This window comes from uncultured Paracoccus sp., assembly GCF_945915435.1.
In the GTDB taxonomy this organism is placed as follows: domain Bacteria; phylum Pseudomonadota; class Alphaproteobacteria; order Rhodobacterales; family Rhodobacteraceae; genus Paracoccus.
Genome location: NZ_CAMEFG010000006.1, coordinates 1 through 23723, shown reverse-complemented (window position 1 = coordinate 23723; position 23723 = coordinate 1). Strand labels below are relative to the sequence as shown.

Annotated in this window: 21 protein-coding genes and 1 riboswitch; of the genes, 9 read left to right on the top strand and 12 right to left on the bottom strand. The window is 68.5% G+C overall.

What is annotated here, in order from left to right:
- Positions 1 to 62: 62 nt before the first annotated feature.
- The 6 genes from otsA to Q0O97_RS03410 all read right to left on the bottom strand — a co-directional run bounded on the left by otsA (position 63) and on the right by Q0O97_RS03410 (position 6753).
- Entirely contained in the window at positions 63 to 1457 is a 1395-nt protein-coding gene (gene otsA / locus Q0O97_RS03435; RefSeq protein WP_294924884.1) for an alpha,alpha-trehalose-phosphate synthase (UDP-forming), read from the bottom strand.
- Complete coding sequence (locus Q0O97_RS03430; RefSeq protein ID WP_294924882.1) at positions 1454 to 3250, bottom strand: glycoside hydrolase family 15 protein; 1797 nt, start codon at positions 3248 to 3250, stop codon at positions 1454 to 1456. Before Q0O97_RS03430 ends, otsA begins: the two co-directional genes overlap by 4 nt.
- A complete protein-coding gene (gene otsB / locus Q0O97_RS03425; RefSeq protein WP_294924879.1) occupies positions 3247 to 4035 on the bottom strand; it encodes a trehalose-phosphatase in 789 nt (262 codons plus the stop codon). The genes Q0O97_RS03430 and otsB overlap by 4 nt, the downstream gene beginning before the upstream one ends.
- Before the next feature lie 299 nt (positions 4036 to 4334).
- A complete protein-coding gene (locus tag Q0O97_RS03420; protein WP_294924876.1) occupies positions 4335 to 5225 on the bottom strand; it encodes a U32 family peptidase in 891 nt (296 codons plus the stop codon).
- Between the two features lie 2 nt (positions 5226 to 5227).
- Positions 5228 to 6223: a peptidase U32 family protein gene (locus Q0O97_RS03415; RefSeq protein ID WP_294925079.1), complete on the bottom strand. Its 996-nt coding sequence runs from the start codon at positions 6221 to 6223 to the stop codon at positions 5228 to 5230.
- Positions 6223 to 6753 carry an SCP2 sterol-binding domain-containing protein gene (locus Q0O97_RS03410; RefSeq protein WP_294924875.1) on the bottom strand — a complete coding sequence of 177 codons (531 nt, stop codon included), beginning with the start codon at positions 6751 to 6753 and terminating at the stop codon, positions 6223 to 6225. The genes Q0O97_RS03415 and Q0O97_RS03410 overlap by 1 nt, the downstream gene beginning before the upstream one ends.
- A gap of 102 nt (positions 6754 to 6855) precedes the next feature.
- On the opposite strand from Q0O97_RS03410, the gene Q0O97_RS03405 reads away from it, so the two are divergent.
- The 4 genes from Q0O97_RS03405 to Q0O97_RS03390 all read left to right on the top strand — a co-directional run bounded on the left by Q0O97_RS03405 (position 6856) and on the right by Q0O97_RS03390 (position 11157).
- Positions 6856 to 8325, top strand: a complete 1470-nt coding sequence (locus tag Q0O97_RS03405) for a UbiD family decarboxylase (protein ID WP_294924874.1) — start codon at positions 6856 to 6858, stop codon at positions 8323 to 8325.
- A gap of 221 nt (positions 8326 to 8546) precedes the next feature.
- A complete protein-coding gene (locus Q0O97_RS03400; protein WP_294924873.1) occupies positions 8547 to 10337 on the top strand; it encodes a ribonucleoside triphosphate reductase in 1791 nt (596 codons plus the stop codon).
- A 17-nt stretch (positions 10338 to 10354) separates the two neighbouring features.
- Positions 10355 to 10534, top strand: a complete 180-nt coding sequence (nrdD, locus tag Q0O97_RS03395) for an anaerobic ribonucleoside-triphosphate reductase (protein ID WP_294924872.1) — start codon at positions 10355 to 10357, stop codon at positions 10532 to 10534.
- Entirely contained in the window at positions 10531 to 11157 is a 627-nt protein-coding gene (locus Q0O97_RS03390; protein WP_294924871.1) for an anaerobic ribonucleoside-triphosphate reductase activating protein, read from the top strand. Before nrdD ends, Q0O97_RS03390 begins: the two co-directional genes overlap by 4 nt.
- 47 nt (positions 11158 to 11204) lie before the next feature.
- Here Q0O97_RS03390 and Q0O97_RS03385 read toward each other — a convergent pair whose 3' ends face one another.
- The 4 genes from Q0O97_RS03385 to Q0O97_RS03370 are packed head-to-tail and all read right to left on the bottom strand — an operon-like array spanning position 11205 to position 14477.
- Positions 11205 to 11633, bottom strand: coding sequence for a pseudoazurin (locus Q0O97_RS03385; RefSeq protein WP_294924870.1), 429 nt, complete (start codon positions 11631 to 11633; stop codon positions 11205 to 11207).
- An 11-nt stretch (positions 11634 to 11644) separates the two neighbouring features.
- Complete coding sequence (locus Q0O97_RS03380) at positions 11645 to 12415, bottom strand: ABC transporter ATP-binding protein (RefSeq protein WP_294924867.1); 771 nt, start codon at positions 12413 to 12415, stop codon at positions 11645 to 11647.
- Positions 12412 to 13473, bottom strand: coding sequence for an iron ABC transporter permease (locus tag Q0O97_RS03375; protein WP_294924864.1), 1062 nt, complete (start codon positions 13471 to 13473; stop codon positions 12412 to 12414). Before Q0O97_RS03375 ends, Q0O97_RS03380 begins: the two co-directional genes overlap by 4 nt.
- Positions 13470 to 14477, bottom strand: coding sequence for an ABC transporter substrate-binding protein (locus tag Q0O97_RS03370; RefSeq protein WP_294924862.1), 1008 nt, complete (start codon positions 14475 to 14477; stop codon positions 13470 to 13472). The genes Q0O97_RS03375 and Q0O97_RS03370 overlap by 4 nt, the downstream gene beginning before the upstream one ends.
- A gap of 92 nt (positions 14478 to 14569) precedes the next feature.
- Positions 14570 to 14772: riboswitch (cobalamin riboswitch) on the bottom strand.
- 192 nt (positions 14773 to 14964) lie between these two features.
- On the opposite strand from Q0O97_RS03370, the gene Q0O97_RS03365 reads away from it, so the two are divergent.
- Genes Q0O97_RS03365 through pdeM form a run of 4 tightly spaced genes read left to right on the top strand, consistent with a single transcriptional unit; the run spans position 14965 to position 20558 of the window.
- Complete coding sequence (locus tag Q0O97_RS03365; RefSeq protein ID WP_294924861.1) at positions 14965 to 15966, top strand: ligase-associated DNA damage response exonuclease; 1002 nt, start codon at positions 14965 to 14967, stop codon at positions 15964 to 15966.
- On the top strand, positions 15963 to 17513 hold the full coding sequence (locus tag Q0O97_RS03360; RefSeq protein WP_294924860.1) for a cisplatin damage response ATP-dependent DNA ligase: 1551 nt from the start codon (positions 15963 to 15965) through the stop codon (positions 17511 to 17513). Before Q0O97_RS03365 ends, Q0O97_RS03360 begins: the two co-directional genes overlap by 4 nt.
- Positions 17510 to 19903, top strand: coding sequence for a ligase-associated DNA damage response DEXH box helicase (locus Q0O97_RS03355; protein ID WP_294924858.1), 2394 nt, complete (start codon positions 17510 to 17512; stop codon positions 19901 to 19903). Before Q0O97_RS03360 ends, Q0O97_RS03355 begins: the two co-directional genes overlap by 4 nt.
- On the top strand, positions 19896 to 20558 hold the full coding sequence (gene pdeM, locus Q0O97_RS03350) for a ligase-associated DNA damage response endonuclease PdeM (RefSeq protein WP_294924857.1): 663 nt from the start codon (positions 19896 to 19898) through the stop codon (positions 20556 to 20558). Before Q0O97_RS03355 ends, pdeM begins: the two co-directional genes overlap by 8 nt.
- Here the strand turns inward: pdeM and Q0O97_RS03345 are convergent.
- Positions 20555 to 21205: a winged helix-turn-helix transcriptional regulator gene (locus tag Q0O97_RS03345; RefSeq protein ID WP_294924855.1), complete on the bottom strand. Its 651-nt coding sequence runs from the start codon at positions 21203 to 21205 to the stop codon at positions 20555 to 20557. The genes pdeM and Q0O97_RS03345 overlap by 4 nt on opposite strands.
- Positions 21206 to 21292: 87 nt before the next feature.
- On the opposite strand from Q0O97_RS03345, the gene Q0O97_RS03340 reads away from it, so the two are divergent.
- On the top strand, positions 21293 to 22021 hold the full coding sequence (locus Q0O97_RS03340) for a DUF1428 domain-containing protein (protein WP_294924852.1): 729 nt from the start codon (positions 21293 to 21295) through the stop codon (positions 22019 to 22021).
- 35 nt (positions 22022 to 22056) lie between these two features.
- Here the strand turns inward: Q0O97_RS03340 and Q0O97_RS03335 are convergent, their stop codons facing one another.
- On the bottom strand, positions 22057 to 23676 hold the full coding sequence (locus Q0O97_RS03335; RefSeq protein ID WP_294924848.1) for an ABC transporter ATP-binding protein: 1620 nt from the start codon (positions 23674 to 23676) through the stop codon (positions 22057 to 22059).
- Positions 23677 to 23723: the final 47 nt, after the last annotated feature.

The window sequence follows — 23723 nt, the reverse complement described above, 5'->3', positions numbered from 1 at the left end:
CGCGGGCCGCCATCGAAACCGCGCTGGAAATCGAGACGCTGGCCCAAGGCGCTCGCCCCCATTCAGGCCGTCACCGCGGCCCGCGGCGCGGCCAGCCGGTCGAGGAAGGACGAACACCATGTGAATACGTCGTTGCCTCGCAGGACCGCCATCATGGCATCGTGGCGCTGGCGGCGTTCATGGGGCTGCATGGCGACGGCACGAGAAATGGCCTGCGCGATCGCCTCTTCGTCATAGGGGTTGACCAGCAATGCCCCGGAGGCCAGTTCGCTTGCCGCGCCTGCGAATTGCGACAGGATCAGCACGCCGGGGTCGTCGGGGTCCTGGGCCGCGACGAATTCCTTGGCGACGAGGTTCATCCCGTCGCGCAGCGGCGTCACCAGCGCGACGCTGGCCATGCGATAGATGCTGGCCAGCATCTGGCGGCTGAAGGCGCGGTTGAAATAGCGAAACGGCACCCAGTCCAGCCTGCCGAACGCGCCCGCGATCTGGCCTGCAAGCTCGGCCACCTCGCGTTGCAGGGCTTCGTATTCGGCCACGCCGCTGCGGGTCCTGGGGGTGATCTGAAGATAGCTGACGCGCCCGCTCCATTCCGTTTCGGTTTCCAGAAAGCGGCGGTAGCCGTTCAGCCGCTGGATCAGCCCTTTCGAGTAATCCAGCCGGTCCACCCCCACCAAGAGCTTCTGCGCGCCCAGATGGGTGCGGAAGTTCCGCAAGGCGGCGCTGCGCGAGGCATTGCGGGCGGTGCGGGCGAAACCCGCCGTGTCGATGCCGATGGGAAAGGCGCCAAGGCGAAAGCGGCGCTCGGGGGTCTGGAACAAGCCCTCTTCGCCCGGCACGGGGGCCGCAAGACCGCCGCGTTCAAGACATTGCCTGAAGTTGGCGGCGTCGTTTTCGGTCTGGAAACCCAGCAGGTCGAAGGCGGTCATCGCCTGCAACAGCCGCGTGCCCGGCGGCAGGGTCAGGTAGATATCCGGCGCGGGCCAAGGGATGTGCATGAAAAAGCCGATGCGGTTCGCGACCCCGCGGCGGCGCAATTCGTCGGCCAGCGGCAGCAGGTGGTAATCGTGGACCCAGATCACGTCATCCTCGCGGATCAGGGGCAGCAGGCGGTCGGCGAAAAGGCGGTTGACGCGGAAATAGCCCTGCGCCTCGCGCCGCGCGAAATCGGTCAGGTCGGTGCGGTAATGGCACAGCGGCCACAGCACGCTGTTGGCAAAGCCGTTGTAATATTCCGCAAGGTCCCGGTCCGAAAGATCCGTCAGGGCATAGGTGATGTTTCCGTCCTTGCGGTGGATCATGGGCGGGGGTTCATCGTCACCGCTGGAACGGCCCGACCAGCCCATCCAGATACCGCCCCTGTCGCGCAAGGCGGCCTGAACCGCGACCGCCAGCCCGCCGGTGGGCGGACGGCCGGGATCGGGCACCCGGTTCGAGACGACGACAAGGCGGGTCATAGCACGTCCTCCCACGGCCGGGCGAGCGCCTTGGCGGAATTGATCAGGCCGACCATCGAATAGGTCTGCGGGAAATTGCCCCAAAGCTCTCCGCTGTCGACGTGAACGCCTTCGGACAGAAGACCAAGATGATTGCGGTGCGACAGGATGTCGTCGAAGATGCGATGCGCCTCGTCATGGCGTCCGGTGCGCACCAGCGCGTCGATCAGCCAGAAGGTGCAGGCGGTGAAGGCGGTCTCGGGCGGGCCGAAATCGTCGGGGCGGCGATAACGATAGACGTGGTTACCGAAGCGCAGTTCCGCCTCGCAGGCGGCGACGGTGGACAGGAAGCGCGGATCCTGCGCGTCGATGAAGCCGGTCTGCGCCATCAGCAGCAGGCTGGCGTCGAGGTCCGCGCCCTCGAAGGTCGCGACGAAGGATTGCCGCTCGGGGTTCCAGGCACGCTTGTGGATGCCTTCGCGGATGGCGGCGGCGGCCTTGTCCCAGCGGGCCTGGGCATCGCCCAGCCCAAGGCGCGCCGCGATCCGGGCCAGCCGGTCGCAGGCGGCCCAGCACATCAGCGCGGAATGGGTATGGACCTCGGCGCGGTTGCGGAACTCCCACAGCCCGGCGTCGGGCTGGTCCCATCGCGCCTCGGCCTGCGCGCCAAGACGTTCCAGCTTGCGAAACAGCGTCTCGTCGCCCAGTTCCGGCAGGCGCTCGTCGAAAAAGCACTGCATCGCGGCAAGGATGATCGAGCCATAGCCGTCGTTCTGCACCTGCGTATAGGCGGCATTGCCGTGGCGCACCGGCCCAAAGCCGCGATAGCCGGGCAGCGCGATGTCGGTATGTTCATCCAGCCTGCGTTCCAGCCCCAGCCCGAACAGCGGCTGCATATAGCCGTCCTCGGACGCGGCGGCGAGGTTCGAGACATAGAGCAGGTAGTTCTCCATCGTCCGCGTCGCGCTGAGGCTGTTGAGCGCCTGCACCGTGAAATAGGAATCGCGCAGCCAGCAATAGCGGTAATCCCAGGTCCGCCCGCTGGCCCCGTATTCGGGGATCGAGGTGGTCAGCGCCGCGACGATGCCCCCGGTTTCCTCGTTCGAACACAGCTTCAGCGTGATCGCGGCTCGGATCACGACCTGCTGGTAATCGGCGGGGATGGACAACCCGCGCACCCAGTCCAGCCAATAGGTCCAGGTCTCGTCCAGAAACGACCTCGCGATGGCCATCGGGCTGTCGGTCAGCCCCTCATCCGGGCCAAGGACGAAGGCCTGCGGGCGGTCCAGCAAAAAGGGTGTGCGGTTCAGGACGTAATCCACCGGCGCGTCGGTGGTCAGCCGCAGCACCTGCGGGCCAAGGACGAAGCGGATATGATGGCTGCCGCGCGAGACGACCGGCGGATGCGCGCCGTATCCGTGGCGCGGCATGGCCGAGACGACCAGCCGCGGCGTGCCCCGGACCGGCTCGACGATGCGGATGATGGTCGCGCCGCGAAAGATGCGCCCGTTGCGGCGGAAACGCGGGGCGAAATCGGTGACGCGGGCCTGATTGCCGTCGCTGTCGGTCAGGATGGTTTCAAGGATCGGGGTATTGCGCAGATAGCCTTGGCGCGTGGCGGATTGGTTGCACAGGCGGAAACTCCATGCGCCCTGGCCGTCATCGCGGCTTTCGCCCTCGCCGTCCAGCAGCGCGCAAAAGACCGGATCGCCGTCCAGCCGCCCGGCGCACATCCAGTTCAACCGCCCCTCGCGGTCGATCAGCGCAGCGATGGCGGCATTGCCGATGACTCCGAGATCGAGGCTTTCGCTCATCCTGTCAGTCCTTCCAGCCAGTTGCGGAAATCTTGCGGGCTGTCCAGCCGCGTCGCGGCAGCGCTGGCCGCGAAGCGGCTGGCCGGGCCGACCAGCATCGTCAGCCCCCCCATGTCGTTGACGGTGCGGAACATGTCCTCGTCGGTCACGTCGTCGCCCGCGGCGAAGGGCCTGCGGCCTGCAAAGGGCGGCAGCGTCATCAGCCGCGCCACCGCCCTGCCCTTGTCGGCATCTGCGGGGCCAAGCTCGACCACCGCCTTGCCGCTGCGCAGCTTGTAGCCGGGACCGGCCAGCGTCAGGGCCTCGGCCATGATGGCCGCGACGGTTTCGCCGTGATCGGGGGCAAGGCGGTAATGCAGGGCGAAGGCGGCGGTCTTGTCCTCGAACCGCAGGCCGGGCGCCTGCCGCGCGCCGCGCTGCGCCCATGCCCGCGCCGCGCTGAAGCCGGGGGCGTCGGGGGCGGTGCCGGGCACCAGCAGGGGCGCGCCGGGGGCCGGGCGGATCTCGGCCCCGTGCAGGCCCGCGACGGCAAAGCGATGGTCGGGAAACAGCGCATCGACCACCGCGATGCGCCGCCCGGTCACCACCGCCAGCGCCCCGCCCGCCGCCGCCCGCAGCGCATTCAGGCTGGTTCGCAACCGAGGCCCCGCCCGCACCGCCTCGGGCGTCGGCGCAAGGTTCAGAAGCGTCCCGTCAAGGTCCAGAAACAGCGCCCAATCCGAAAGCGGGGCGATCGCGGCGGGGGGATCGCCGGGGGCGGATGACGTCTCAATAAGGTCTTGCATATCCTTCCAGATCACGTTCATCGAAACTCTCCAGCGGCGCCGGTCCCTTGCCGGGATGGCCGGGCGGCCGGTTTGGACGCAAAACTGCCGTTGCCCAATCCTCAACACCAATATTTAGGTAAATGTTCCTGACAAACCCACATCAGGGGCAGGATCGGGACCCCTCATGCCCGTTGAGCGGGCATTTCCGCCCGGCTTCCGGTCAAGGTGCAAGATCGGCCTTGCGGCGGGATCGGCGGGCCTTCCGCCATCATTCTTCGGCGGAATACGGCCCCGTGTGACCGCGTGCAGCGGCTGAGTCAGCCCACGCGGCGGAGCCCCGGCGCACCGGCAAGGAAGCCGTCGGCAAGGCTGGCCCCCGGCATCAATTCGCGCAGGCCCGCCAGTGCCTCGGCGCTGTCGACGGGGTTGCGCGTAATCCGGTCGTAAAGCGCGACGATACTTGCGAAATCGCCGATCTGCGGCGACAGGCGCAGCGCAGCGATGCCCGCGCCAGACAGTTCCGCGATCTGGCCCGCCACGGTGGTATGGGCATGCCCCAGCGTCTGCACCCCGTTCACCGTCAGGAAGGCGTCGCCGTCCAGCGTCTGCACCTCGCGCCCGTCGGGGTCCTCTTCGCAGACGAACTGGCAACTGTCCTTGGCCCGGTCATGCAGCCGCGCGTGATAGCAGCGCCCCGAGATCGCAAGCGGCGCGCGGCCGTGGCCCCAGACCTCGACCGCGACCCCGGCATCGCGCCCCGCCCGCGCCAGCACGGCGACCGAGGCCAGCGGCAGTTCCGGCGGCAGGCAGATCCGGGTTGCGCCCTTCTTCGCCAGCCATTCCAGCGTGCCCTCGTTATAGGTGTTCACCATCGGGCCGACGTGGAAGGGCGCGCCCTCGGGCAGGTGACGCAGCGCGCTCAGGTCGGCGATCTCGACCGGCAGGCCCAAGGCGAACAGATCCTCGGTCAGCCTGCGCTCGCGCTTCAGCGTGATCAGCGCCAGCGAGGACAGCGCGACCTCTTTGCCCGCCGCCAGCAGATGCTCGACCGCGCCGGGGATCTCCTGCTGCCAGAAGGGCAGCCGCTTCGAGCAGACCCATTCCCCGATCACCACCCGCCGCGCGGGCGCGTCCGCGATCATGCGATAGAAGGCGCGCACCCGTTCGGCGGGCCAGAAGAAGGCGATGGGGCCGATGGTCAGGTCCATCTCTACCTCCAGGTTTTCGCATAGGCGCCGGTGGTGGCGGACTGGCCCTCGGTCAGCTTGGCCAGCAGCCCGGCGGGCATGGGGGCGCCCGCATCCGCCGCCTCGACGGCGGCGCGAAAGGCGCGCACCACCTGTGCCACATAGGCGCGGGAACGCTGCCGTCCCTCGATCTTCAGCGCGGTGACGCCGGCTTTTTGCAGCTTGGGGATCAGTTCGGTGGCGTCCAGGCTGACCGGATCCTCGAAGAGATGGCCGGTCTGGGCGGGGCTGGTATCGGTGGCGGGCGCGGTGAAGCAGCCCTTGCACAGCGTCGGATAGGGCACCGGCGCGCCTTTCGGGGTGCGGTGGATCAGCAGCCCGCCAAGCCGCGCTTCGTTATGCCCCGCCACCTCGGCATAGGCGACATGGCTTGCGGGCGAGCAGACCCCGTTCATGTTCGGCGACAGTCCCGTGGCCCATGAGGACAGCGAACAACGCCCCTCGGCCATCACGCAAAGGCCGCCAAAGACGAAGACCTCGGTTTCCACGTCGATCTCGCGGTTGATGGCGGCGATTTCATCGACCGTCAGCACGCGCGGCAGGACCACGCGGCGGATGCCGAAGGATTCCGCATAAAGGTTGATCGCATCCGGGTTGGCGGCGGCGGCCTGCACCGACAGATGCAGGCGCAGGCCGGGATGGGCCTCGGCGGCATGGGCGATCAGGCCCGGATCGGCCAGGATTACCGCATGGGCGCCCGCCGCATGGGCGTCGGCCACCGCCCGGTGCCAGATCGCCTGTTCGCCCGCACGGGGAAAGGTGTTGATCGCGACCAGCACCCTGGCCCCGCGCGCCCTGGCATAGGCGACGCCCTCGGCCAGTTCGGGGCGCGAGAAGTTCAGCCCCGGAAAGTTGCGGGCGTTGGTTTCATCCGCAAAACCGCAATAGATCGTATGCGCCCCCGCATCCACCGCCGCGCGCAGGGCGGCGGGCGTGCCCGCGGGGCAGACCAGTTCCATCATCGCATCACCTCTTGTCTGCTCAGCACCAGCCCGCTTTGCCGCGCCGCGAAGCCCGAAACATGGCGCAGCCAGCGGTCGAAAGGCTGGCCGGGGATGGCGGCCAGTTCCTCGGTCAGATCCAGTTCGGCATCGTCCAGCGCGTTGCGCAGCGCCAGCACGGCGGCGGTATCGCCCGAAATCTCCAGCTCGCCCGAGAAGAACAGCGCATCCCCGTCCTCGGCCCCGTGCAGCATGGCGAGGAAGGCGGGCAGCCGCCCCCGGATCGCGGCATCATGGGGCGGGACGGCGCGGCGCCTGTGCGCGGTGATGCGGCGCGCGCCCGGTTCCATCAGCAGGACCAGCGGCGCGTCATGCAACTCGATCAGGAAGCGGCTGTCCTCATGCGGGCCAAGCCGCGACAGGATCGAGGGCTTGCGCGCCGCGATCCGGCGCAGCAGGCGCGTCAGCGCAAAGCCCGCCGCCTGCGGGGCCAGTGGCGGCACGGGCAGGCGGCGCAGCAACGGGGCAAGGCGGCGCATCGGTGTCATGCGGCAAGCCTAATCGGCGAAACCCGCCGCCGGATTAACGAAGGTCAAGTGCAGCGCGGAAATTCATCCTAATCTGGCCCGCGCCACGACCCGGAGCCGACAATGCGCCGCCTTCCCCCCTTTCCCGACCTGCGCGCCTTTCTGGATCACACCACGGCGCAGGGCGACCTGGCGCGCATCGCCGAACCCGTCTCGCTGCGCCACGAGATGACGGCGGTGCAACTGGCCGCCCTGCGCCGGGGCGGGCCGGTGCTGCGTTTCGACGCCCATGACGGGCCGGCGATGCCGGTGATCGCCAACCTGTTCGGCACCCGCACGCGGGTCGCGGCGGGGCTGGGGCTGCTGCCCGCGCAGATCGCGGATTTCGGCGCCTTCCTTGCCAGCCTGCGCAGCCCCGCCCCGCCCGAGGGGCTGCGCGACGCATGGTCGCGCTGGCCGATGCTGCGGGCGGCGCTGACTGCCCGGCCCAAGGTCTTGCGCCGCGCGCCGGTGCAGCGGGGCGATCTGCCCGGCCTCGACGCGCTGCCGGTGCAGACGCCCTGGCCCGAGGATGGCGGGCCGCTGATCACCTGGCCGGTGGTGCTGACCCGCCCGCATGGGTCCGGGGCGGGCGATACCGCGCGCTACAATCTTGGCGTCTATCGCGCGCAGGTGCTGGGACCGGACCGGCTGATCCTGCGCTGGCTGGCCCATCGCGGCGGCGCGGCCCATCACCGCACATGGGCGCGCGCGGGCCAGCCGATGCCGGTCGCCATCGCCCTTGGCGCCGATCCCGCGCTGCTGCTGGCCGCCGCCCTGCCCTTGCCCGAAACCGTGTCCGAGCTGGGCTTTTCCGGCGTGCTGCGCGGCCAGGCGACCGAGATCGCGGGCGCCCGCTCCATCCCGCTGATGGTCCCCGCCCGCGCCGAGATCGTGATCGAGGGCCTGATCCACCCCGGCGAGACCGCCCCCGAAGGCCCCTTCGGCGACCATACCGGCTATTACAACGCCGTCGAGCCGTTTCCGGTGATGCGCGTCACCGCCATCACCTGCCGCGAAGATCCGTTGTATCTGACCACCGTGACGGGCCGCCCACCCGACGAGCCTTCGGTCATCGGCGAGGTCTTCAACGAGCTTGCCCTGCCCGTCATCCGCGCCCAGATCCCCGAGGTGCTGGACCTGTGGCTGCCACCCGCCGCCTGTTCCTATCGCATGGCGGTGGTCAGGATCGACAAGCGCTATCCGGGCCAGGCGCGGCGGGTGATGATGGCGCTATGGGGGATGCTGCCGCAGTTCAGCTATACCAAGATGATCGTGGTGGTGGACGGCGACCTGGAGATCCGCGACTGGGACGACATCGCCTGGGCGATGGCCACGCGCATGGACCCCGCCCGCGACGTAATGCTGATCGACCGCACGCCGATGGATTACCTGGACTTCGCCTCGCCCACCGAAGGGCTGGCGGGCAAGATCGGCATCGACGCCACCACCAAGATCGGACCCGAGACCACCCGCGAATGGGGCCGCGAGATGCGCCTCGACCCCGCCCACGAGGCAAGGGCCGAGGCCCTGTTGGCCACAATCCAGACCTGAATGCGGGGCGCGACGACCGCGCGCCGCCTTGCCGTTGCCGGCGTTTCGACCACAACCCCCTGCCGGTTGGTTGCAGGGGGCTGCCTGCGGGCATGGGCCGTCACCGATGATTCGCTGCGATCTTTCGATTTTGTCGACCCTTCTTTGCGCAAGATCAAAGAGCGACTGATACCAGATATAGTATTTAACCGATAACAACACACCATACATAGGGTTGACAGATGATCGAGTCGCCAGAGCACCAAGGCACGCCACCGGATGGCCGGGGCAATATCGCCGCATTGGCCGGGGGGCCGGACCGTGACCGGGGGCCGGTCATGGTCGATGCCATCGGCTCGATCAACGAATATCTGGATCAGGCCGATTGGCGGGTGAACGCGAACGCCAATCAGGGCTATTCGCTGGGCGGGCTGATCCTGAACAGCTCGGGCAAGATGGTGGCCAACTACTGGCTGTCCCATGTCTACCCGCCCGCCATCGGTCAGGCGCATCGCGACGGCGACCTGCATATCCACGATCTGGATGTGCTGGCGGGCTATTGCGCGGGCTGGTCCCTGCGCAGCTTTCTGGCCGAGGGGCTGAACGGCGTGCCCGGCAAGGTCGAGGCCGCGCCGCCCCGGCACCTGTCCAGCGCAGTCGGGCAGATCGTGAACTTCCTCGGCACGCTGCAAAACGAATGGGCGGGGGCGCAGGCCTTCAGTTCCTTCGACACCTACATGGCCCCTTTCCTGCGCATCGACCGGCTGGGCTACGACCAGGTGCGCCAGTCGATGCAGGAACTGATCTACAACCTGAACGTGCCGTCGCGCTGGGGCACGCAAACGCCCTTCACCAACCTGACCTTCGACTGGGTCTGCCCCGAGGACCTGCGCGATCAGGTTCCCGTCATCGCCGGGCGAGAGGTCGATTTCACCTATGGCGATTTGCAGGCCGAAATGGACATGATCAACCGCGCCTATATGGAGATCATGTCCGAAGGCGACGCCAGGGGCCGCGTCTTTACCTTTCCGATCCCGACCTACAACATCACGCGCGATTTTCCCTGGCACAGCGAAAACGCCACCCGCCTTTTCGCGCTGACGGCCAAATACGGGCTGCCCTATTTCCAGAACTTCATCAATTCCGACATGGAGCCGCACATGGTGCGCTCGATGTGCTGCCGCCTGCAACTGGACCTGGCCGAGTTGACGAAACGCGGCAACGGCCTTTTCGGCAGCGCCGAGCAAACCGGCTCGCTGGGCGTCGTCACGATCAACTGCGCCCGGCTGGGCCACCTGTTCAAGGGCGACGAAGCCGCCCTGCTGGCGCGGCTGGACAGGCTGCTGGAACTGGGCCGCGACAGCCTGGAAATCAAGCGCGAGGTCGTCCAGCGCCTGATCGACGGCGGGCTGCTGCCCTATACCAGGCGGTATCTGGGCACGTTGCGCAACCATTTCTCGACCCTGGGCGTCAACGGCATCAACGAGATGGTCCGCAATTTCACCGATGACGAACACGACCTCACCACCCCGTGGGGGCATGAATTCGCGCTGCGGCTGCTGGATCACATCCGGGCGCGGATCGTCGGGTTTCAGGAACAGACCGGCCATCTTTACAATCTGGAAGCCACCCCCGCCGAAGGGACGACCTATCGCTTCGCCAAGGAGGACCGCAAGCGTTTCCCGGCCATCCTTCAGGCCGGAACCGAGGCCGAGCCTTATTATACCAACTCCAGCCAGCTTCCCGTCGGATTCACCGACGACCCTTTCGAGGCGCTGCTGCGCCAGGACGCGCTGCAATGCAAATACACCGGCGGCACGGTGCTGCATCTTTACATGGGCACGCAAATCTCGTCCCCCGACGCCTGCCGCAAGCTGGTCGAGCGCGCGCTGAGCAATTTCCGCCTGCCCTATATCACCGTCACGCCCACATTCTCGATCTGTCCCCGGCACGGCCATCTGGAGGGCGAACACGAGTTCTGTCCGAAATGCGATGCCGAAATCCTGTCCCGAAAACGCAATCAACCCTGCTGAACCCGAAAGGAAAGACCATGAGCCAGAAGCTTCCCATGACCGCCCCGGCCACCGACCTGCAAGACGGGGAACGCCAGCGTTGCGAGGTCTGGACCCGCGTGATGGGCTATCACCGCCCCGTCTCGTCGTTCAATCGCGGCAAGAAGGGCGAATATCACGAGCGGCTGTATTTCCGCGAAGACCGTATCGGGCAATGACGCCGCCGCCGATCCGGGTCGGCGGGTTTCAGGCCATGTCGCTGTGCGACTGGCCGGGGCAGATCGTCGCCACGGTCTTTTGCCAGGGCTGCCCCTGGGACTGCCCCTATTGCCACAATCCGCAACTGATCCCGCCCCGGCCCGAAACCCCCGCCGACTGCCCGGACTGGGACGCGATCCTGGACCTGCTGCAAGACCGGCGGGGGTTGCTGGACGGCGTGGTCTTTTCCGGGGGCGAGCCGACCCTGCAACGCGGGCTGCCCGATGCCATCGGGCAGGTCCGCCGGATGGGGTTCCGCATCGGGCTGCACACGGCGGGACCCTATCCCGGCCGGCTGGCGCGGGTCCTGCCCCTGCTGGATTGGGTGGGTTTCGACATCAAGTCCGGCAAGGCCGATTACGACCGCGTCACCCGCGTAAAGGGCAGCGGTGCGCGCGCGCATGCCAGCCTGCGCCTGTTGCTGGCCAGCGGCGTGGACCATGAAACCCGGACGACCTACGACCCCGCCTTGCTGGACAATGCCGCATTGGCGCGGCTGAGGGCCGAGCTGGCCGGGTTGGGGCTGGACCGGCACAAGATGCAGCCCTGCCGCACCACGGGCACCCGTCCCCGCGATCCCTAGCCACCCTGTGACCGGGGCGAGCCAGACCGCCCGCCCCGGTCGCGTCTCTAACCGGCATCCCGACGGGCGATGATTTCCAGCATTCTCTGACGGACCGCCTCGGGCAGGTCGTCGGGCAGGTCGGCCTCGGTCGCGGGGGTATCGCCGACCTGGATCAGCATGGCCATGCCCATCGTGTAATGGGGGCTGCACTTGATGCCCCAGATGCCTTCCGCATCCAGCGTCACCTCGATTTCCTCGTCGATCCTGCCGACGAACTTCTCGCCGCCTTTGGGGATCATGCCGTCGATGGTGGCGGCATTGTGGCCACGGCTGGAGGCGAGGAACTTCACCGTATCGCCCGGCTGGACAACCAGATAATCCGGCTCGAACGGCATCGGGCCGGTGTCGTTGCGGTTGAGCATCTGCACCTCATGCACCTCGGCCAGGGCGGCGGCGGGCAGAAGGCAGGCAAGCAGGGCGGCGCGGATCAGCATCGGGTTTCCTTTCAGGCAATGGGTTGGAAAGCAAAGACCGGACGACCGCCGCCGGGATGGGCGATCAACTCGGCCTCGACCGCAAAGATCTCGCGGATGAGCGCCGGGGTCAGGACCTCGGACGGGGGACCAAGGGCCATAGAGCGGCCTGCGCGCATCACCAGCACTCTGTCGCAGCGCAGGGCGTGGTGCATGTCGTGCAGCGCGATGACCGTCGTCACCGGCAGGGCGGCCACCAGGTCGAGGATGCCAAGCTGGTGATGGATGTCCAGGTGGTTGGTCGGCTCGTCCAGCAGCAGGATCCGCGGGGTCTGGGCATGGGCGCGCGCGATATGGGCGCGCTGACGCTCACCCCCCGAAAGCGAGGTCCAGTCGCGCCCCGCCATATGCGCCATGCCCACGGCGTCCAGCGCCACCGTGACGGCCGCGTCGTCCTCGGCCCGCCACGGGCGCAGGGGGCCGAGCCAGGGGGTGCGGCCCAGTTCCACCGCCTCGCGCACGGTGATGCGGTCGCCCGTGTCGGCGGATTGCGCGACCAGCGCCAGGTACCGGGCGATATGGCGGCGGCGCAGGCGGGTCATCGGCTGGCCGTTCAGCCGCACCTCGCCCCGGCAGGGCGGCAGCAGCCCGGCCATCATGTTCAGCAGCGTCGATTTGCCCGAACCGTTCGGCCCGATCAGGCCCAGCATCTCGCCGGGGTGCAGGGTGACGCTGACATCGGCCACGATGCCGCGCCCCTGCACGGTCCGGCTGGCGCCGACGACCTCAAGCAGCGCGGTCATCGCTGGCGTCCCCGGATCATGACCACGGCAAAGGCGGGCGCGCCGACCAGCGCGGTGATCACGCCGATGGGCAGCACCTGCCCCGGAATAGCGATGCGCGACACCACGTCCGACACCACCAGGAACACCGCCCCCGCCAGCGCCGTCGCGGGCACCAGCCGGGCGTGGCGGGTGCCCACCAGAAAGCGCATCGCATGGGGCACCACCAGCCCGACGAAGCCGATGGCGCCTGCGATCGACACCATCACCGCCGTCACCAGCGCCGCCGTGCCGATCAGCACCGCCTGCGTGCGCCGCAGGTCGATGCCAAGCGCCGCGGCGGCATCCGCCCCGAAGGTGAAGGCGTCCAGCGCGCGGGCATGCCACAGCGTCACCCCCAGCCCCAGCACCGCCACCGGCACCGCCAGCCGCGTGTCGGGCCAGCGCACGCCCGACAGGTTGCCCAGCAGCCAGAACATGATGCCGCGCGCCTGTTCCGCGCTGGCCGATTGCGCGATGATCAGCGCCGTCAGGGCGTTGAACATCTGCGACCCGGCGATGCCCGCAAGGATGATGACCCCTGCGCCGCGAAGGCCCGTCCCGCCGCCCGCGATACGCGCCAGCCCCGCGACCAGCGCAAAGGCGGTCAGCGCACCCGCGAAGGCCCCCGCCGACATGCCGACCAGCCCCCCCCCGACACCCGCGACCGCGATCAGCACCGCCCCGGTCGAGGCCCCGGCGGATATGCCCAGCAGATAAGGCTCGGCCAGGGGGTTGCGCAGCAGCGCCTGGAGGATCAGCCCCGACAGCGCGAGGCTGGCGCCCCCGCAGGCCGCGACCACCGCGCGCGACAGCCGGTAATGCCAGACCACGCCGGCGTCGATCACATCGACGGGGCCGGGGGCCAGCCCGGCCTTGACTGCCAGCACCTCGATGACGGTCGCGACGGGGATTTGGGTCTCGCCCACCACCGTGCCGAAGAACAGCGCCGCACCCAGCACCAGCGGGGCCAGCCACAGCCAGCCCCAACCGCGCCCGATGCCGCGCCCCGCGCTGCGGGCCGCGGCGGCACCGGTCATTGCAGGTCGAACCCGGCCAGCGCGTCCGACAGCGATTCGAGCGCGAAGATCGCGCGCACGGTGGGGTCCATCGCATTCGCCTCCATCACCAGGATGCGGTCGTTCTTCACCGCCTCCATCTGGCTGGTCACCGGATCGCTGACCAGGAAGTCGCGCTTGACCGCAAGGTCGTCGGCGGGAAAGCGGCGGCGGTTCATCTCGGCCGCGACGATGAAATCGGGATTGGCGCGGGCGATGGTTTCCCAGCCCACGGTCGGCCATTCCTCAAGCGAGGAGACCACATTCGCCACCCCCAGCTTGGACAGCATCCAGCCCGGCACCGCGTTCACGCCCGCGACATAGGGGTCGATCTCGATATCGGCCGAGGAATACCAGAACACCGCCGAGACATCCGCGGGCAGGTCCAGCGCCTGCGCCTGGGCGATGGCCGCCTCCTCGCGCGCCCTGAGGTCGGCGACCAGTTCCGCGCCACGGTCCTGGACGTCGAAGATCGCCGCCAGTTCCTCGATCCCCTGGTAAAGCAGCGCGGTGTCGAACATGACCGTGCGTTCGCCGTCCATGCTCTGGGTATTGTCCTTGCCCTCGCATTCGGTGGGCATGATCCAGCTTGGGATCTGCGCATCGTCGAACATCTCGCGCGTGCCGACCACGCCCTGCGGGCCGATCATCCATTCATAGGCGGTGACCACCAGTTCCGGGCGCTTTTCCAGCACGCTTTCGAAACTGGGGGCGTTGTCGGACAGCCGGTCGATGCCGGCGTCGATGTCCTCGAATTCCGGCAACACCGGGTTCACCCACAGCGCCGTGCCCGCCACCTTGTCGGCAAGGCCCAGCAGATAGAGGATCTCGGTCGTGCTTTGCCCGACGCTGACCACGCTGGCGGGGGCGCGCTCGAACGTGACCTCGTGCCCGCAGCTTGTCAGGGTCAGGGGGTATTCGGTTGCCGCAAACGCCATCGGCGCAAGGGTGAACGTGGCGGCGATCGCCGTGGTGAGCCTTAACATGATGTGTCCTTCCGCTACATCATGAACAGGCCGGACGTGCGGACGGAAGCCGGGCGGATGCCGGGTCAGGTCCCGCCCGAGCCGACCCGCTCGGATTGGTCATCTGCGTCGGCAGGTCTCCTGACTGGCGGGTCGTGGCGGGATGCGGCCTTCCCATGACCCGAGGGCCACAGTGGCATCATCGCATCCTGCTCACCGCCTACAGTTGCGGGGGCAGTTCCGGTTCGAGGCGCAAGGCGCGCCACGGCGGATTCCCTTTCAATTCCTTTCGGAAACCGACAGAAATGTCCTAGCCCGGCAGGGCAGGGCTGGCAAGGGCGATATGGCCCGACCGCCGCGCCGCGCGGTTTTCTGCGGTGTGGTGCTTTCGTCACCGGGCCGACAGTGGGTATTTATGTGATGAAGAAATGGCTGCCGCAAACCCGTCACGGGGGAACCGGGATTGCATGGCGCCTGTTCGGACAGGAGGCAGGAAGCGGAGCATGTCATGACCGGCGATATCGCGGCGGAACGGATCGTCTTTCCGACCGAGGCGGGGCTTTACTGCGCGCCCGGCGGGTTTCATATCGACCCGCTGCGCCCGGTGGCCCGCGCGCTGGTCACGCATGGCCATTCCGACCACGCCCGCCCCGGCAACGGCGCTGTGATGGCGACGCGCCAGACGCTGGACATCATGGCGATCCGCTATGGCGAGGATTTCGCTGCCAGCCAACAGGCGGCGGACGGCCCCACGCGGATCGGCGATGTCACCGTCAGCTTCCATCCGGCGGGGCATGTGCTGGGCTCGGCCCAGATCCTGATCATGCCGGACAACGGCCCGCGCATCCTTGTGTCAGGCGATTACTGCCGCACGCCGAACCCCGTGTGTCAGCCGTGGGAGCCGGTCCCCTGCGATATCTTCATCACCGAGGCCACCTTCGGCCTGCCGATCTTTCGCCACCCCGACCCGCTGACCGAGGCCGGGCGACTGCTGGCCAGCATGGCCGAGTTTCCCGACCGCCCGCATCTGGTCGGCGCCTATGCCCTGGGCAAGGCGCAGCGCATGATCGCGCTGGCCCGCGCGGCGGGCCATGACGCGCCCATCGCCATCCACGGCGCATTGCAGCGCCTCTGCGATTACCACGTCGCGCAGGGCATCGAGCTTGGCCCGCTGGTCCCGGCCTCGGACCCCGGCGAGGCGCGGCTGGTGCTTGCCCCGCCCTCGGCCTTCGCCAGCCCCTGGGTGCAGCGGTTCCGCGATCCGGTGCTGTCCTATGCCTCGGGCTGGATGGTGGTGCGCGCCCGCGCCCGCCAGCGCGGGATCGAACTGCCGCTGGTCGTCAGCGACCATGCCGACTGGCCGCAACTGACCGCCACCATCCGGGAACTGTCCCCGCAAGAGGTCTGGATCACCCATGGCGCCGAGGACGGGCTGCTGCGCTGGTGCGAATTGGCTGGCATCCCCGCCCGCCCGCTGCGGCTGGTGGGATACGAGGACGAGCCGGAATGAAAGCCTTCGCCCGCCTTCTGGAACGGCTGGCCTTCACGCCGGGCAGGAATGCCAAGCTGACCCTGCTGTCACATTACTTCCGCGATACGCCCGATCCCGACCGGGGCTGGGCGCTGGCCGCGCTGACCGGCACGCTGGAATTGCGGCAGGTCTCGCCCAGCCTGCTGCGGCGGCTGGCGGGCGAGCGGGTGGACGAACAGCTTTTCGCGCTGTCCTATGATTTCGTCGGCGACCTGGCGGAGACCATCGCGCTGATCTGGCCGGACACCACGCCCGGCCCCGACCTGCCGCTTTCGCAGGCCGTCGCCACCCTGCGCGAGACCGGCAAGCTGGCCCTGCCCGGTGCCATCGCCGCCCTGCTGGACCGCCTGACCCCGCCCGAGCGGCTGGCCTTGCTGAAGCTGGCGACCGGGAACCTGCGGGTCGGCGTCTCGGCCCGGCTGGCGCGGGTGGCGCTGGCCCGCACCGGCCAGCGCAGCGCCGAGGAGATCGAGGAGATCTGGCACGGCCTGACACCGCCCTATCTGCCGCTGTTCGACTGGCTTCAGGGCGGCGAACGGCCCCTTCTGTCAAGCGCCGCGCCGTTCCGCCCGGTGATGCTGTCCACGCCGGTCACGCCCGCCGATCTGGCGGCGCTGGACCCGGCCGAGCATGTCGCGGAATGGAAATGGGACGGCATCCGGGTGCAGGCGGTGGCCGAGGGCGGGCTGCGCAAGCTTTATTCCCGCACCGGCGAGGATATCGGCGCCGCCTTCCCCGACCTGATCGAGGCGATGGATTTCGAGGGCGCGCTGGATGGCGAATTGCTGGTCCGGCGCGGCGACGAGGTGGCGCCCTTCGCCGATCTGCAAAAACGCCTGAACCGCAAGACCACCCCTCGCGCGCTTCTGCAAAGCCACCCGGCCAGCCTGCGGCTTTACGACGTCCTGACATGGCAGGGCCAGGACCTGCGCCCGCTGCCGCTGGTCCAGCGCAGGCAAGCGCTGGAGGCCGCGCGCCTCGACCCGGCCCGCATCGACCTGTCGCCGCTGCTGCCCTTCGGCACATGGGACGACCTCGCCGCCCTGCGCGCCGCCCCCCATGCGCCGGTGATCGAGGGGGTGATGATCAAGCGCCGCGACGCGCCCTATGTCGCGGGCCGTCCGCGCGGGCCCTGGTTCAAGTGGAAGCGCGACCCGATGGTGGTGGACGCGGTGCTGATCTATGCCCAAAGCGGGCATGGCAAACGCTCGGGCTTTTACAGCGATTTCACCTTCGCGCTGTGGGAGGGCGAGGACCTGGTGCCGGTCGGCAAGGCCTATTTCGGCTTCACCGACGAGGAATTGCGCGAACTCGACCGCTTCGTGAGGAAGAACACCGTCCAGCGCTTCGGCCCCGTCCGCCAGCTTGCGCCGAAACTGGTGGTCGAGGTTGCCTTCGAGGGGCTGAACCCCTCGACCCGCCACCGCTCGGGGCTGGCGATGCGCTTCCCGCGCATCTCGCGCATCCGCTGGGACAAGCCCGCGCCCGAGGCCGACCGGCTGGAAACCCTACGGGCGATGCTGTGACGCTGCCCCCCGCCTTCGCCGACTGGTTTGCCCGTAGCGGCTGGCAGCCGCACCCGCACCAGCTTGCGCTGCTTGAAGCACGACGCGACACGCTGCTGATCGCGCCGACCGGCGGCGGCAAGACGCTGGCGGGGTTCCTGCCCTCGCTGGTCGATCTGCACGGGAATGCGCCCAAGGGGCTGCATACGCTTTACGTCTCGCCGCTGAAGGCGCTGACGGCGGATGTGGCGCGCAACCTGATGCGGCCCGTCCAGGACATCGGGCTGGCGGTCCGGGTCGAGGACCGCACCGGCGACACGCCGCAAAGCCAGCGCCGCCGCCAGCGCGCCGATCCGCCGCATATCCTGCTGACCACGCCGGAATCGCTGGCGCTGATGCTGTCCTGGCCCGAGGCCCCGCGCATCTTCGCCACCCTGCGCCGCGTGGTGCTGGACGAATTGCACGCGCTGGCGGAATCGAAGCGCGGCGACCAGTTGATGCTGTGCCTTGCGCGGCTGCGCCACCTTGCGCCGGGGCTGACCGCCACCGGCCTTTCCGCCACGGTCGAGGACCCGCAGGCTCTGGCCCGCTTCATGGGTGCAAGCGCGGTGATCGAGGCCGATCCCGGCCCCGCCCCCGACATCGCCCTGCTGCCCACCCGCAAGCCGCCGCCCTGGGCCGGGGGCGGCGGGCGCCATGCCGTGCCCGACGTGCTGGAGGCGGTGGCGGGGGCGAAGACGACGATCATCTTCCTGAACACCCGCGCGCAGGCGGAACTGTTCTTCCAGGCGATCTGGGCCGCCAATGACGACAACCTGCCCATCGGGCTGCATCACGGCGCCCTGTCGCGCGAGGCCCGCCATCGGGTCGAGGCGGCGATGGCCGAGGGCCGCTTGCGCGCGGTGGTGGCGACCGGCAGCCTTGATCTGGGCATCGACTGGGGCGACGTGGACCTGGTGATCCAGGTCGGCGCGCCGCGCAACATCAAGCGGCTGGTGCAGCGGATCGGGCGGGCGAACCACCGCTACAATGCGCCCTCCCGCGCCCGCATCGTCGCCGCCAACCGCTTCGAGGTGATCGAATGCGTCGCAGCGCTGGAAGCCGCCCGCGCCGGCGATCTGGACGGCGAGCCGCGCGGCCCCGGCCCGCTGGACGTGCTGATCCAGCATATCCTGCTGACCGCCTGCGCCGGGTCCTTCGACGCCGATGCGCTGTTTGCCGAGGTCCGCACGGCAGGCCCCTATGCCGCCCTGACCCGCGCCGATTTCGACGCGTCCTTGGATTTCGCGGCGACCGGCGGCTATGCGCTGCGCGTCTATGACCGCTGGCAGCGGCTGATGCTGCGGGACGGGCGCTGGCAGTTGCGCGACCCGCGCGCCGCGCGCGAATTGCGCATGAATATCGGCACCATCGTGGATGCCGAAAAGCTGAAGGTCCGCCGCCGGGGCCGGGGCGGCGCGATCCTGGGCGAGGTCGAGGAAAGCTTCGCCGCCACGCTGGCCCCCGGCGACAGCTTCCTGCTGGGCGGGCAGGTGCTGCGCTATGACCGGCTGCGCGAAATGGTGGTCGAGGTCACGCCCCAGCCGGGGCGCGAGCCGAAGATCGCGGTCTACTCGGGCCTGAAATTCGCGACCTCGACCCGGCTTTCGCAGCGGATGCTGGCAATCATCGCCGATCCAGCCCGCCACGCCGCCCTGCCCCCCGACATCCGGCAATGGCTGGCGATGCAAGCCCGCATCAGCGCCCTGCCCGGCCCCGGCACGCTGCTGTGCGAAACCTTCCCCCGCGCCGACCGCTGGCATCTGGTGATCTACGGCTTTGCCGGGCGCAATGCGCATCAGACGCTGGGGCTGCTGGTGACGCGGCAGATGGAGGATGCCGGGCTGGCCCCGCTGAGTTTTCTGGCGATGGACCACGCGCTGCTGGTCACTTCGCTGGAACCCGTGCGCGACGTGGCCCCGCTCTTGCGCCTGCCGGGGCTGGAGCGGGGGCTTGAGGAATGGCTGGCCGACAATTCGCTGATGAAACGCAGCTTCCGCTCGGTCGCGACCATCGCCGGGCTGATCCAGCGCAACCGGCCCGGAGGGCGGCAGACCGGGCGGCAGGCGACGTTTTCGGGCGATATCCTCTATGACACGCTGCGCCGCCACGACCCCGGCCATCTGCTCTTGCGCGCCACCCGCGACGAGGCCCGCCGGGGGCTGGTGGATTTCGACCGCATCGGGGATATGCTGGCGCGCAATTCCCGCATCGAGCTGCGCAGGCTCGACCGCCCCTCGCCGCTGGCCGCGCCCTTGCTGCTGGAAATGGGCCGGGTCAGGCTGGGCGGCAGCGGGCACGAAAGGCTGGCCGAAAGACTGGCGAAGGAGTTGATGGCAAGTGCCGGATTGGGCGATCTGACCGATGGATGAGGGGGCGGCGGGCTATCCCCTGCGCTTTGCCGGGCTGGATTTCGTCGCCCGTCCCTCGGGCGCGCTGTGGTGGCCCGCGCGGCGCGTTCTGGCCGTCGCGGACCTGCACCTGGGCCGGTCGCAGCGTTACGCCCGGCGCGGCGGCGCGCTGCTGCCGCCCTATGAGGTCGCGGATACGCTGGACCGGCTGGCGGCCGAGATCGACGCACTGGACCCCGCGCGCGTGATCTCGCTTGGCGACGGTTTCGACGACGGCCCGGCAATGCGCGAGATCGGCAACGAGGCGCGGGACCGGCTGGACCGCCTGGCGCAAGGGCGCGACTGGATCTGGATCGCGGGCAACCACGACCCCGAACCCGCCGCCCCATTATCCGCCCACAGCCTGCCGGGCCGCAGCATGGCCGAAATCCCCGGCACGCCCACCTTTCGTCATATCGCCGCAAGCGGCCCGGATATCTCGGGACACCTGCACCCGGTCGTGCGGTTGGCCGGGCGGAACTGGCGTTGCTTTGCGCTGGGGGCCGGTCATCTGATCCTGCCCGCCTTCGGCACCTATACGGGCGGGCTGGCGGTGACCGCGCGCCCCTTTCGCGCGTTAATGCCGCAGGGGTTGGCGATCTGCTGCGCGGGCCGGATGTTCGCGGTGCCGATCTAGCCGCCCAGGCGGAACATATCCACGAAATCCTGCGCGGCGGCGATGTCCCCGCTGGCCCCGATCAGCCCCTTGTCGATCAGGTCCGGCAACGGGGCCGGCCCGTAAACCGCCCGCGCCACCTCATTGCCGCTGCCCGACAGCACGAAGGGCGTATCGGGGCGGCTCACGGCGATGGTGTCGAGGCGCCCGCCGGTCAGCCGCATCGCAAACGACTCCTTGCCCATGTCAAAGCCCGCCAGCGCCTCGCGCCCCTGCGCCCGGTCGGCGATCAGGTTGACGCCCATCGAGATCATCAGCGCCGTCGGGCTGATGAAGCGCGACGGATCATGGCCGGGCACCGTCAGCGCCCAACGGCACAGCGATTGCAGCACCGGAAGCAGGCCGCGCCCGGCATCGGTCAGGCAATAGACCCCCAGCCGGTCGTCGTGCAGCACGATCCCCGCGCCCTGCAACTGCGCCAGCCGCCCGTTCAGCACGCTGGCGGTGATGCCGGGCATGCCCGCGCGCAGCATCTGGAAACGCTTGGGCACGAACATCAGTTCACGCACCACCAGCAGCGCCCAACGGTCGCCGATCAGGTTCAGCGCATGTGCGGCCAGACAGCCTTCATCATAGCGGATACGCAGGTTTTCGCCAGCTTTAGTCATATATTCATACTATAAGTTGCTTTTTAATACTGCAAGAGCCACACTTCACCCATCGCAACTTTCGCCCCTACCGAAAGGAATATGAAAATGGCCTATTACAGCGGCTTCGTTTGTGCCGTTCCCACGGCGAACAAGCAAACATATATCAACCACGTCACCGCCGTCTGGCCCATGTTCCGGGGCTACGGCGCCATTCGCATGGTCGAGGCATGGGGCGCCGACATCCCCAGGGGCAAGGTTACCGATTTTCATGGCGCCGTGAATGCGCGGGACGACGAAGCCATCGTCTTTTCCTGGATCGAATGGCCCGACAAATCCACCGCCGATGCCGCCTGGGAAAGGATGCAGGGCGATCCGGCGATGCAGGACCTGCCACCCATGCCCTTCGATGGAAAGCGCGCGATCATGGGCGGGTTCGAACCGATCCTGAAGGAAGGAACCGACCGCGGGGCAGGCTATCTCCAGGGGTTCATCCTTGCCGTGCCGGGCGAAAACAAGGCCGCATATACCGGGATGGCGCGCGAGGCATGGGCCACCGCCTTCCAGCCTTATGGCTGCATCGGCACGGTCGAGGCATGGGGCGTCGACGTGCCGCGCGGCAAGCAGACCGATTTCCATCGCGCGGCCAAGGCCGAGGACGGTGAGGTTCCGCTGTTCAGTTGGACCGCATGGCCCGACAAACCCACCTGCGATGCCGCCGCCAAGGCGATGGAGGCGGATATGGAGGGGAAGGAATTCCCCGAAATGCCCTTTGACGGAATGCGCATGATGTGGGGCGGGTTCGAGCCGATCTTCGATTCGGACAAGGCCGGCTGAGCACGGTGGCGACGGGGCTGGTCCCGTCGCCGGATTCAGGTGGCCAGCGCCAGCCGCGCGGCGCGGCGTTTGGCCTGCACGTCCGGGTCGGGGTCCAGCCCCGCGGCCAGCAGCGCCTGCGTATAGGGCTGGCGCGGGGCGTCGAAAATCTGGCGCACCGGGCCCATCTCGACCACCCTGCCCTTCTGCATGACCATGACGTGATCGGCGAAGTCGCGCACCACCGGCAGGTCGTGGGCGATGAAGATGAAGGCGATGCCAAGGGTCTTGCGCAGCCCGTCCAGAAGCTCGATCACCTGCGCCTGCACCGAGACGTCCAGCGCCGAGACCGCCTCGTCGCAGATGATCAGTTCCGGCTCCAGCGCAAGGGCCCGCGCAATCGCGATCCTCTGGCGCTGCCCGCCCGAGAACTGGTGCGGATAGCGCCCCGCCATCTCGGGCTTCAGCCCGACCTGATGCAGCAGTTCGGCCACGCGGGCCTTCCATTTGGCGCGGGGCAGGATGCCGGGATGGATGACCCAGCCCTCGGTGATCAACTGCCAGACGGTCATGCGCGGGTTCAGGCTTTGCGTCGGGTCCTGGAACACCATCTGCAAATCGCGGCGCAGCGCGAAAAGCTGGCGTTCCGGCATGGCGAACAGGTCCTGCCCCTTCCACAGCGCCTGACCGCCGGTGGGTTCCTCAAGCCGCAGCAGCATCTTGGCCACGGTCGATTTGCCCGAGCCGCTTTCGCCGACGATGGCCAGCGTCTCGCCCGCCATCAGCTCGAAAGAGACATCCTCGACCGCCGTGAAATCGCCATAGACCTTGCGCGCACCCCGCACCGACAGCACCGGCTCGGCCGGCGGCAGCGGGTCGTGCATCGCGCCCTTGCCGGGCGCCGCGCCGATCAGCTTGCGGGTATAGGGATGGGCGGGGTTGCGATAGACCTGCCGGGTGTCGCCCGTCTCGACCACCTCGCCCGCGTTCATCACCACCACGCGGTTGGCGATCTCGGCCACGACGCCAAGGTCGTGGGTGATGATCAGCACGCCCATGCCGGTTTCCTGCTGCAATTCCTCGAGCAGCGCCAAGACCTCGGCCTGAACAGTCACGTCCAGCGCGGTCGTGGGTTCGTCCGCGATCAGCAGATCGGGCTTCAGCGCCAAGGCCATCGCGATCATCAGCCGCTGGCGCTGCCCGCCCGAGAACTGATGCGGATATTTCCCCATCGAGCCCTCGGGGTCGGGGATGCCGACGCGACCCAGAAGCCGCAGCGCCTCGGCCCGCGCCTGCGGGCGGGGCGTGCCATGGGCGGTCATCGTCTCGACGATCTGCCAGCCGACGGTATAGACCGGGTTCAGGTGGCTCAGCGGGTCCTGGAAGATCATCGCGATCTTGTGGCCGTTGACCTTGCGGCGCTCACCGGCGCTCAGCTTCAGCAGGTCGCGGCCCTCGAAGACGATCTGGCCGCTGGTGATCCGGCCCGGCGGCATGTCGATCAGGTCCATGATCGCCGAGGAGGACACCGACTTGCCCGAGCCGCTTTCGCCAAGGATCGCCAGCGTCTCGCCCCGGTCCAGGTCGAAGCTGACATTCCTCACCGCGCGGACGGTGCCTGCCGCCGTGTGGAACTCGACCGACAGGTTCCTGACCTGCAACATCGGTTCAGCCATTCCTGCGCCCCCTCATTTCAAGCCGCCAGCGTTGGGTCGGGTCCAGC